At 40.8% G+C, this 10403-nt stretch carries 9 protein-coding genes; 7 read left to right on the top strand and 2 right to left on the bottom strand.

From position 1 onward, the window contains the following. Positions 1-180: 180 nt before the first annotated feature. Both OVN21_RS10165 and OVN21_RS10160 read right to left on the bottom strand, forming a co-directional pair. The gene (locus OVN21_RS10165; protein ID WP_267248327.1) at positions 181-2448 is read right to left on the bottom strand and encodes an ATP-dependent Clp protease ATP-binding subunit; all 2268 of its coding nucleotides are present in this window, start codon (positions 2446-2448) and stop codon (positions 181-183) included. Positions 2449-2685: 237 nt separating this feature from the next. Further along, on the bottom strand, positions 2686-2916 hold the full coding sequence (locus OVN21_RS10160) for a DUF1797 family protein (RefSeq protein WP_000443577.1): 231 nt from the start codon (positions 2914-2916) through the stop codon (positions 2686-2688). A 190-nt stretch (positions 2917-3106) separates the two neighbouring features. Between OVN21_RS10160 and OVN21_RS10155 the strand changes: the two genes are divergently transcribed. The 7 genes from OVN21_RS10155 to OVN21_RS10125 all read left to right on the top strand — a co-directional run bounded on the left by OVN21_RS10155 (position 3107) and on the right by OVN21_RS10125 (position 10398). Further along, positions 3107-3790: an amino acid ABC transporter permease gene (locus tag OVN21_RS10155; RefSeq protein ID WP_061453814.1), complete on the top strand. Its 684-nt coding sequence runs from the start codon at positions 3107-3109 to the stop codon at positions 3788-3790. Further along, positions 3790-4524 (top strand): amino acid ABC transporter ATP-binding protein, encoded by a 735-nt coding sequence (locus OVN21_RS10150; protein WP_267248326.1) that lies wholly within the window; start codon positions 3790-3792, stop codon positions 4522-4524. Before OVN21_RS10155 ends, OVN21_RS10150 begins: the two co-directional genes overlap by 1 nt. Positions 4525-4557: 33 nt before the next feature. Beyond that, positions 4558-4878, top strand: coding sequence for a TfoX/Sxy family protein (locus tag OVN21_RS10145; RefSeq protein ID WP_267248325.1), 321 nt, complete (start codon positions 4558-4560; stop codon positions 4876-4878). A 148-nt stretch (positions 4879-5026) separates the two neighbouring features. Beyond that, positions 5027-5884: a bifunctional methylenetetrahydrofolate dehydrogenase/methenyltetrahydrofolate cyclohydrolase gene (locus OVN21_RS10140; RefSeq protein ID WP_267248324.1), complete on the top strand. Its 858-nt coding sequence runs from the start codon at positions 5027-5029 to the stop codon at positions 5882-5884. Positions 5885-6021: 137 nt separating this feature from the next. Then, positions 6022-6843: a phosphate ABC transporter ATPase gene (locus OVN21_RS10135; RefSeq protein ID WP_267248323.1), complete on the top strand. Its 822-nt coding sequence runs from the start codon at positions 6022-6024 to the stop codon at positions 6841-6843. 14 nt (positions 6844-6857) lie between these two features. After that, the gene (locus tag OVN21_RS10130; RefSeq protein WP_267248322.1) at positions 6858-7709 is read left to right on the top strand and encodes an NAD(P)H-hydrate dehydratase; all 852 of its coding nucleotides are present in this window, start codon (positions 6858-6860) and stop codon (positions 7707-7709) included. 199 nt (positions 7710-7908) lie between these two features. Continuing rightward, positions 7909-10398 carry a bifunctional DnaQ family exonuclease/ATP-dependent helicase gene (locus OVN21_RS10125; RefSeq protein ID WP_416370428.1) on the top strand — a complete coding sequence of 830 codons (2490 nt, stop codon included), beginning with the start codon at positions 7909-7911 and terminating at the stop codon, positions 10396-10398. Positions 10399-10403 lie beyond the last annotated feature (5 nt).

The following is a 10403-nucleotide window of genomic DNA, read 5'->3' as shown; positions in this document are numbered from 1 at the left end:
GAGGTAATCTGAGAGGGATGCGTCAAGTGAGAATTGACATGGGATTGGTACTTATGGCAAATAAGCTCCTAAAATACAATAAGAGAACGACTTAAAATGAAAAAGCTAGAGTTCTGCAATTGGGAATTTCTAGCTTTTTTGTGGTTGAGAACTATTTTGTCTTAGGTTTTTTTATGAGTTCTAATCTTCTCTTTCAGAAGTATTCTCTTTGATTTTTCCAGCTTTTTTGGCAGATTTGATTTGAATCTTGCCCTTGCTGGTCATAACTGCCTTGAGGTCTTTTTCGCTTGGATTTTCAAGGTAGTAGTCTGTGATGGCATCCTCAATATAGTCTTGAATAGTGCGGCGAAGTGGGCGAGCTCCCATTTTTGGATCATAGCCTAGGTCAACCAATTTTTCCTTGACCTTGTCCGTTACATCTAAATGAATGTTGTTACTTGAAAGGCGTTTGTTAACATCTGCTAGCATGAGCTCGACAATCTGAAGGAGATTATTTTTGCTGAGAGCCTTAAATTCGATAATACCATCAAAACGGTTCATAAACTCTGGACTAAAGAAGTTGCCGAGTTCACCGAGAACAGAATTGGTACGTCCTTCTCTAGCAGCACCAAATCCAACGCTGGCTTCTGCCTTACCTGTACCTGCATTTGAAGTCATGATGATGATGGCATCCTTGAAGCTAACGGTACGTCCTTGCCCATCTGTCAAACGACCATCGTCTAAGACTTGTAGGAACATGTGCATAACATCAGGGTGAGCTTTTTCCACTTCATCGAGAAGGATGAGAGAATATGGATTACGGCGAACTTTTTCAGTTAATTGTCCAGCCTCATCGTAACCAACATAACCTGGAGGGGCACCGACCAACTTAGCCACGCTGTGTTTTTCCATGTATTCGCTCATATCAAAGCGAATCATACTGTCAGCAGAACCAAAGAGTTCGATAGCTAATTGTTTGGAAAGTTCTGTCTTACCGACACCAGTTGGACCGACAAAGAGGAAGCTTCCGATTGGGCGGTTAGGGGTCCCAAGTCCAACCCGATTACGGCGAATAGCCTTGGCAATCTTATCGACTGCATCATCTTGGCCAATAACATGAGACTTGAGATCTTCGGCTAGATGGATGAGTTGAGATTGTTCTTTCTCTTTCAAATCGCCAACAGGGATATTGGTTTTCTGCTCGATAATGTGCTCAATGGTTTTCTCGCTGATGATAGGAGTATCCTGGTCTGTGACCTTTTTCTTTTGCATTTCCTTATACTTGGCAATCTGGTCGCGGAAATAAGCCGCCTTCTCAAAATCTTCCTCTCGTGTAGCTTGAGATTTAAGATTTTCAGCCTCAATCAAGCGTTGATCAATTACTTTAGGATCCACAAAATTCAAGGTCAAGTTCATCTTAGAACCAGCTTCATCTAGGAGGTCAATGGCCTTATCAGGTAAGAAACGATCTTGGATGTAACGATTGGAAAGAGTTGCAGCTGCTTCAATTGCAGCATCGGTATACTGAACGTGGTGGTAGTCTTCGTATTTTTTTTGAATACCTTTGAGGATGGTGATGGTTTCCACGACAGTTGGTTCATCGACCTTAACAGGCTGCATACGGCGCTCTAGGGCTGCATCTTTTTCAATGATACGGTATTCATTGAGAGTAGTAGCGCCGACCAGTTGCAGTTCCCCACGAGCAAGGGCTGGCTTGAGGATATTTCCTGCATCCATATTGCCATCGCCTGCAGAACCAGCACCAACAATTTCATGGATTTCATCGATAAAGAGGATGATATCCTCACGTTTGCGAATTTCTTCCATGAGTTTTTGCATGCGTTCTTCAAATTGTCCTCGGATACCTGTTCCTTGAACCAAGCTAACCACATCCAGACGGATAACTTGTTTTCCTTGGAGTTTATGTGGAACATCGCCATCGACGATTTTCTGAGCTAGGCCTTCGACAACAGCAGTTTTTCCGACACCAGGTTCACCGATAAGAACAGGATTATTCTTGGTTCTACGATTGAGAATCTCGATGACACGGATAATCTCATCATCGCGTCCAATAACGGGGTCGATATCTCCACGACGGGCAATCTCAGTTACGTTGATACCAAATTCTTCTAACAGGCCTTTTTCTTGGCTTGGAGGCGGAGTTTGGGCAGGTCCACGATTTTGGGAGCCATAACCGCCGTTTCCACCGTAACCTTCACCTGATTGGGTTGGGGGAATAGGAGGAGTATTGCTAGAAGGTCTGAAATTGTTTAGGTCATTGAAAAAATCACCAAAAGGATCAAATTCATGATTATTTAAGTCAGTCATTCCTTTAAAGAGGGTATTGTTTGGATCTGTTTTGATAATTTTATAGCAATTTTGACAGAGATCAATTTGCTTTTGCTGTCCATTGATATTGGTATACAGATGAATTGTTGAGTCGTTTATTTTACAGTTTTGACAGAGCATACATCTACCTCATTTCATTCTTATTCTTGTCCTAAGAAAAAAGGTCAAAAATAGTCAAAGTTTTATACTCTCATTATAGCATGATTAAGGTGTAAAGCAAGTAAAAAGATTGGGAAGTGTTCGTTTTAAAAGAGGGATTTATGGAGAATTAAGCGACATTGAAGGTAAGAAAAAATCCCATTTGCGGTGACAAAAAGGATTCTCATTCATCGGGCCTTACTACCCGTTATTTTCATATTAGTAAAGGAGTTCGTAGATTTCCATTGCAATCAAATCAATGCTATCAAAGGTATAAGTTTCACGAGCCTCTACATCGCGAAGGGTGAAGAGTGATCCGTTTTCTTCGTCATGGCTGTATGCAACTTCTGCGACAACAACACCTTCACGCTCAAAATTACGTTTTAGATTTCCACCATCTTTTGTCATTGCTTCTAGGCGGTTAATGATTCTAACCAAATGTGATTCCATTTTGATTCTCCTCCATTTCTTATCGTTTCTATTTTACCATAAACAAGAGGTGGTTGACTAGAAAAAAACTGTGATTTCTCTCTATTTCTCTGTTCTAACAAGTTAATTGTTAAAATTAGAGAAAAGAATTGCATTTTAATTCAATTCATGTTATAATAATACAATCTAATACATAGAAAGTTGATTGAATATGAATTTTTCATTTTTACCAAAGTATTTACCATATTTTAACTATGGTGCTCTGATTACCGTATTGATTTCCATCCTTGTTGTCTGCTTAGGAACCATTATAGGTGTGTTACTGGCCTTTGCCCAACGTTCACGCTTTAAACCGCTCGTTTGGTTTGCAAATATGTATGTTTGGATTTTCCGTGGAACTCCGATGATGGTTCAGATTATGATTGCCTTTGCTCTTATGCATATCAATGCTCCGACTATTCAAGTGGGAATTTTAGGAGTTGATCTTTCTCGTTTGATTCCTGGTATTCTGATTATTTCTATGAATAGTGGAGCTTACGTTTCAGAAACTGTTCGTGCTGGGATCAATGCGGTTCCTAAAGGGCAGTTGGAGGCAGCTTATTCCTTGGGTATTCGTCCGAAAAATGCCATGCGTTATGTCATTTTGCCACAAGCTATCAAAAATATTCTTCCAGCTCTGGGAAATGAATTTATCACCATTATCAAGGATAGTTCCCTCTTGTCTGCGATTGGGGTGATGGAGTTGTGGAATGGTGCAACGACAGTGGCAACAACAACTTATTTACCGTTGACTCCCCTTTTATTTGCAGCCTTTTACTATTTGATTATGACCTCTGTTTTGACAGTGGCGTTGAAAGCATTTGAAAAACATATTGGACAAGGAGACAAAAAATAATGACAGAAACCTTGATTAAAATTGAAGAACTACATAAGTCTTTTGGGAAAAATGAAGTCTTAAAAGGAATCAACCTTGAGATTAAACGAGGAGAAGTTGTGGTCATTATCGGTCCGTCAGGGAGCGGGAAGTCAACTCTCCTTCGTTCGATGAATCTCCTTGAAGAAGCAAGTAAAGGTAAGGTTATCTTTGAAGGAGTTGATATCACAGATAAGAAAAATGACCTTTTTGCTATGCGTGAAAAGATGGGCATGGTATTCCAACAATTCAACCTCTTTCCCAATATGACAGTGATGGAAAATATCACCTTATCCCCTATCAAAACCAAAGGTGAAAGCAAGGAAGTTGCGGAGAAAAGAGCACAGGAACTATTAGAAAAAGTTGGCTTGCCAGATAAGGCAACGGCTTATCCCCAGAGTTTGTCAGGTGGTCAGCAACAACGGATTGCCATTGCACGTGGACTTGCTATGGAACCAGATGTTTTACTCTTTGATGAGCCGACTTCAGCCCTAGACCCTGAGATGGTTGGAGAAGTTCTAGCTGTTATGCAAGACCTCGCCAAGTCAGGGATGACCATGGTGATTGTGACGCATGAAATGGGCTTTGCGCGTGAGGTAGCAGACCGTGTTATCTTTATGGCAGATGGGGTTGTTGTCGAAGATGGAACACCAGAGGAGATTTTCGATCAAACAAAAGAACAACGGACCAATGAATTTTTGAGTAAGGTTTTGTAAGACCTCATTTTTAGAAGAAATGTAGTAGGCATCATGGCTTCCAGTAAAGAATATTTAACCTTTATTCTCGATCAGCTATCGGAGTTAGAGGAGATAAGTTATCGTCCTATGATGGGAGAGTATATCCTTTATTATCGTGGGAAGATTATTGGGGGAATCTATGATAATCGTCTGTTACTGAAGCCTGTGAAGGTAGTCATGGATCAACTGGGACAGACTAGGCTTGAACGTCCTTATGAAGGAGCTAAGGAGATGATTTTGATAGAAGACATTGAAGATAAGTCATTTCTAACGAGATTAATTAAGGATATGTATGAAGTCTTACCGGCTCTAAAAGTCAAAAAGAAAGCCTGACAAGTTTACCTAGTATAAATAGGCATAAAAGCTCGATAAGGGCTTTTTCTTATAGTTTTTGACTATAAGGTCCATTAGGCAAGAAATGCTAGAATGACAAGGTATTTTTTGTTATAATAGAGGATATTTGATAGAAAAGAGAAGAGATATGGCACAGATTATCGATGGGAAGGCTCTTGCAGCTAAGTTACAAGGACAGTTGGCTGAAAAGACGGCCAAACTAAAAGAAGAAACTGGTCTAGTTCCAGGATTGGTAGTGATTTTGGTGGGGGACAATCCAGCAAGCCAAGTTTACGTTCGCAACAAGGAACGTTCTGCCATTGCGGCTGGTTTTCGTAGCGAAGTAGTGCGAGTTCCAGAGACTATTACTCAAGAGGTGCTGTTAGATTTGATTGCTAAATACAATCAAGATCCAGCTTGGCATGGGATTTTGGTCCAGTTGCCATTACCAAAACATATCGATGAAGAGGCGGTTTTATTAGCCATTGACCCAGAAAAGGATGTGGATGGTTTCCATCCCTTAAACATGGGACGTCTTTGGTCTGGACATCCAGTTATGATTCCATCAACACCTGCAGGAATTATGGAAATGTTTCATGAATATGGGATTGACTTGGAAGGTAAAAATGCGGTCGTAATCGGCCGTTCAAATATTGTCGGTAAACCCATGGCCCAGTTGTTATTAGCTAAGAATGCAACAGTGACCTTGACTCACTCACGCACCCATAATCTTGCTAAGGTGGCTGCGAAAGCAGATATTCTTGTAGTCGCAATCGGTCGTGCTAAGTTTGTGACTGCTGACTTTGTCAAACCAGGTGCGGTTGTCATTGATGTCGGTATGAACCGCGATGAAAATGGCAAGCTCTGTGGAGATGTTGACTATGAGGCAGTTGCCCCACTTGCTAGCCACATCACACCAGTTCCTGGAGGCGTTGGTCCTATGACCATTACTATGCTAATGGAGCAAACTTATCAAGCAGCACTTCGGACATTGGATAGCAAATAAAAGAAACATTCGCGGAAGATAGTATATTTTCTATAGCTATATCTAAAATGGCAGAAATGAGTATTAAATTTTAGATATAAGATTACAAAAGGAGGTCTGAGCCTCCTTTTTGTTGTATAATAGAGTGAGGTGATTAGATGATTTTAAAAATTTATAATGGAGAATATAGTTTACAATGGGATGGGATATACTACTTAGCACTAATTGATTATCCAAATATTCAAGAGTGGGAATTAGAAAAAATTGCTAAATTTATAGCTTACGAAAAACTTCATAAACGTCAAACAAGTATTGAGTGTGCTGATTCTTGTTTAAAAAAAGAAATTTTAGATTACATCTGTCAGCATCCCTTTCTGCCACCATTTACCCCTACAGATAAAAGAGTAGCCTCAACTTATGATCTACATAAGAGGTTAGTGACTTCAGACTACTGTAGTCATACTACGACTATAGATGCAGCGATTTCTATCTTTAAAACAGGTCTGCTCTTATCTGCTGTGAAAGCCTTTGGGCGAGATGCTGAGGAGTTGGTTTTGGATATTAGAAATGCTGCATCGGATCCGATAGATTATTTTGACTATGTCATGTTAGGGTGGTCAAATACAAGTTCTGGTTATCGATTAGCGATGGAGCGTTTATTAGGTCGAGCTCCTTCAGAGAAAGAATTACAAGACAAGTTTATTCCTGGAGTGAGTTTTCATTTTATCTATACAGATTTGATTAAAGTTACTGGTTATATTTTTGATGGCTACCATGTTGCAAAAATTAAGGACATGTTGAATTTATTTAGTGAGTTGTATATTTGTATTATTCCAACTCATAATAAGAGCCAATTTGAAAATATTATTCCAACTAAAATACAAGATAGGGTGCATTATCTTGACTATGCTGGAGAAGACTTAGAAGAGTGGACTAAGAAAGTATATCAAGTTGTTTTAAAACAATCAGATAAAGGATAGTTGAGGAAAAAACGATGAAAGTGATTGATCAAGGTTTACTAGAAAAAGTCATTATTGAACGTTCTCGTACAAGTCATAAAGGAGACTACGGTCGTCTGCTGTTGCTTGGTGGGACTTATCCTTATGGGGGAGCAATCATCATGTCAGCCATTGCAGCTGTTAAAAGTGGAGCTGGTTTGGTGACTGTTGGAACAGATAGGGAAAATATCCCAGCTTTGCACAGTCATTTACCTGAGGCTATGGGCTTTTCTCTTCAAGACCAGCAATTGTTAAAAGAGCAGTTGGGGAAGGCAGAAGTTGTCTTATTGGGGCCTGGTTTAGGAGATGATGCTTTTGGAGAAGATTTAGTTAAACAGATCTTTGCTAACTTAAGCCAAAATCAGATTTTGATTGTAGACGGAGGGGCCTTAACCATCCTTGCTAGAACAAGATTGTCATTTCCTTCCAGTCAGCTTATCCTAACTCCCCACCAAAAAGAGTGGGAAAAACTGTCTGGAATTACGATTGAAAAGCAAAACGAAGCTACAACAGCTAGTGCCTTGACTTCCTTCCCTCAAGGAACAATTTTGGTAGAGAAAGGTCCAGCTACTCGTATTTGGCAAGCTGGTCAATCTGATTATTACCAGTTACAGGTTGGCGGTCCCTATCAGGCGACTGGGGGAATGGGAGATACTCTGTCTGGGATGGTTGCAGGATTTGCAGGCCAGTTTCACCAAGTCAGTCTCTATGAGAGAGTGGTGGTAGCGACTCACCTTCATTCAGCTATTGCGCAAGAACTTGCTCAAGAAAACTATCTTGTCCTGCCAACAGAAATTAGCAAGCTACTCCCAAAAACAATGAAAAAAATATCTCAAAAAGGCAGCTAATACCTTGGTTGTCTTTTTATGTTGATGTAGGTTTGTTGATAAGGTTTTCAAATATCTCAGAACCAGCAATCAACTGCTGAACTTACGAGGAATTCTCACTTTTAAGGTCTTGATTTTTACTCAAACTCAAAAGAAAAGCGAGATTGTTATCAAAGTTGAGGGGTGTCAAATCATGCTTTTTTTGATATAATTTTTAATGATGAATGCGAGAAATGATCGGTATGTGGTCGTTGATTTAGAGGCGACCAGCACCGGAAGCAAGGCAAAAATTATTCAAGTAGGCATTGTGGTGATTGAGAATGGTGACATCATCGATCAGTATGTGACCGATGTCAATCCCCACGAACTCTTGGATTCTCATATCAAAGAATTAACAGGTCTGACCGATCAGCGTTTGGCTGCGGCACCAGAATTTTCTCAGGTGGCTGGAAAAATTTTTGAATTGGTTAAGGACGGTATTTTTGTTGCGCACAATGTACAGTTTGATGCCAACCTTCTTACAGAATTTCTCTTTTTTGAAGGATATGAATTGCGTACACCGCGGGTGGATACAGTTGAGCTTGCTCAAGTTCTGTATCCTCAGTTTGAAAAGTATAACTTAGGTATCCTTTGTCAAGAGTTGGGCATTGAGCTGGAACATGCCCATACTGCCCTGTCAGATGCTCAGGCAACAGCTGAACTCTTGCTTTACATGCGTCAAAAACTATTTGAGTTACCAAACGGGCTCTTAGAAAGCTTGTTAAACCTTGCAGACAACCTTCTCTATGAAAGTTATCTGGTGATTGAGGAGGTCTATCAGCAACAATCTCTCTTGTCTTCACCGGACTTGATGGAGCTTCATGGGCTTTTTCTCAGAAAGGAAAGCAAAGCCTTAGTCCCACGAAAGTTATCCAAAGATTTTGCTAAAAATATTTCTTTATTGGGGCTGGAGGAGCGTCCGCAACAGTTGGAATTTGCGGAGAAGGTTGAGCACTTATTGGAAGAACACCAGACTTCCTTCATCCAAGCTCAAACAGGACTGGGCAAGACTTATGGTTATCTCCTCCCAGCTTTGAACTTGGAGAGTCAAGCAGGTGTCCTAGTGAGTGTTCCGACCAAAATTCTTCAAAATCAAATCATACAAGAAGAAGGTCAGCGCTTAAAAGAGGTCTTCCATCTGGAAATTCATAGTCTCAAGGGGCCTCAAAATTATTTAAAACTGGATGCCTTTCACCGAGTTCTCCATCGACCGGAGTCCAATCGCCTTTTCACACGCTTTAAAATGCAACTGCTTATCTGGCTAACGGAGACAGAGACTGGTGATTTGGATGAAATTGGGCAACTTTATCGCTACCAGCATTTTCTGCCAGAACTAGTCCACGATGGCAAGCTTTCAAAGAAAAGTTTATTTGCTACAGAGGATTTTTGGAAACGAGGGCAGGAAAAGGCCAAGACCAGTCGTGTTCTTCTGACCAATCATGCCTATCTGGTCACTCGTTTGGAAGACAATCCAGAGTTTGTCGACAATCGTATGGTGATTTTGGATGAGGCTCAAAAAATGCTGCTAGCTCTCGAAAATCTAGCCCAGCAGTCTTATCGCCTTGAGGATCTTGTAACTCAAATTGATAAGTCCTTAGAGTCAGAGGAAGATTTGGTTCAGAAGCGCTTGCTTGAGAGTATTGGCTTTGAATGTCGTTACTTGATAGAGCACTACCAGTCAGACCTTAAGAATGGAAAGTGGTTGGATTCTCTTGAACAGTTGCGCCAGCATTTTTCGGAGCTAGCTCTCCCAGAGTATAGAGATCTTGCAAACTTTTTCACTTCGGACCGTGAATTTTGGCTTGCTACAGCAGAAAAATCGAGCAAGGATGTCTTGATTTGTTCAAGCAAAAAAGGCCGCTTTATACTAGCGGATTTATTGCCAGAAGATTGTAGGCTCCTAGGAGTATCGGCCACTCTTGAAATCAGCAATCGGGTTTCCCTAGCAGATCTATTGGGCCTTCCAGATGCTCCGCTTGTTAGGCTTGATGTAGCAAAACAGGAGCAACAAGAAGTCTTTCTAATTGATGACTTTCCTCTTGTGACGGAAGTTTCACCTTTTGACTATGCTAGTGAAGTGGCTTCTGTTATCCGAAGGTTACAAGCCTTTCAAGAACCCTTATTGGTTTTGTTTACTTCAAAAGAGATGTTGCTGGCAGTTTCGGACCTGCTCGACCAACCGCATCTAGCTCAGTATAAAAATGGGGAACCAAGCCAACTGAAAAAACGTTTTGAAAAAGGCGAACGCCAGATCTTACTCGGAACAGGTAGTTTCTGGGAAGGGGTTGATTTTTCAACCCATCCTTGCGTGATTCAAGTGATTCCGAGATTGCCTTTCCAAAATCCCCAAGAACCGTTAACCAAAGAATTAAACCAAGAACTGCGTCAAGAAGGGAAAAGTCCTTTCTATGATTATCAGTTGCCGATGGCGATCATTCGGTTAAAACAAGCCCTGGGCCGTACTGTTAGACGAACTGACCAAGGTTCGGTTGCTCTAATCTTAGACAGTCGTGTTGTCAGCAAACGTTATGGCAAACAAATCGCTCAGGCCTTGTCAAAAGAAAGGGCTGTTCAGGTTCTTTCTAGAGGACAGCTAGAGCCTGCTGTGGCCGATTTTCTCCAATCCCGTCGCAATAGAATGAAAGAAAAATCCAAGAAAGAGAAAAGGTAAAAAAT

This window comes from Streptococcus sp. Marseille-Q5986 (genome assembly GCF_946902915.1).
GTDB lineage: Bacteria > Bacillota > Bacilli > Lactobacillales > Streptococcaceae > Streptococcus.
Note: the sequence above shows the minus strand (reverse complement) of the source record. Positions and strands in the feature narration are given on the sequence as shown.

What these genes read in the sequence shown, in the direction of transcription:
- OVN21_RS10165 (WP_267248327.1), bottom strand. Translation starts at nt 2,448, where the DNA reads ATGCTCTGTCAAAACTGTAAAATAAACGACTCAACAATTCATCTGTAT.
- OVN21_RS10160 (WP_000443577.1), bottom strand. Translation starts at nt 2,916, where the DNA reads ATGGAATCACATTTGGTTAGAATCATTAACCGCCTAGAAGCAATGACA.
- OVN21_RS10155 (WP_061453814.1), top strand. Translation starts at nt 3,107, where the DNA reads ATGAATTTTTCATTTTTACCAAAGTATTTACCATATTTTAACTATGGT.
- OVN21_RS10150 (WP_267248326.1), top strand. Translation starts at nt 3,790, where the DNA reads ATGACAGAAACCTTGATTAAAATTGAAGAACTACATAAGTCTTTTGGG.
- OVN21_RS10145 (WP_267248325.1), top strand. Translation starts at nt 4,558, where the DNA reads ATGGCTTCCAGTAAAGAATATTTAACCTTTATTCTCGATCAGCTATCG.
- OVN21_RS10140 (WP_267248324.1), top strand. Translation starts at nt 5,027, where the DNA reads ATGGCACAGATTATCGATGGGAAGGCTCTTGCAGCTAAGTTACAAGGA.
- OVN21_RS10135 (WP_267248323.1), top strand. Translation starts at nt 6,022, where the DNA reads ATGATTTTAAAAATTTATAATGGAGAATATAGTTTACAATGGGATGGG.
- OVN21_RS10130 (WP_267248322.1), top strand. Translation starts at nt 6,858, where the DNA reads ATGAAAGTGATTGATCAAGGTTTACTAGAAAAAGTCATTATTGAACGT.
- OVN21_RS10125 (WP_416370428.1), top strand. Translation starts at nt 7,909, where the DNA reads ATGAATGCGAGAAATGATCGGTATGTGGTCGTTGATTTAGAGGCGACC.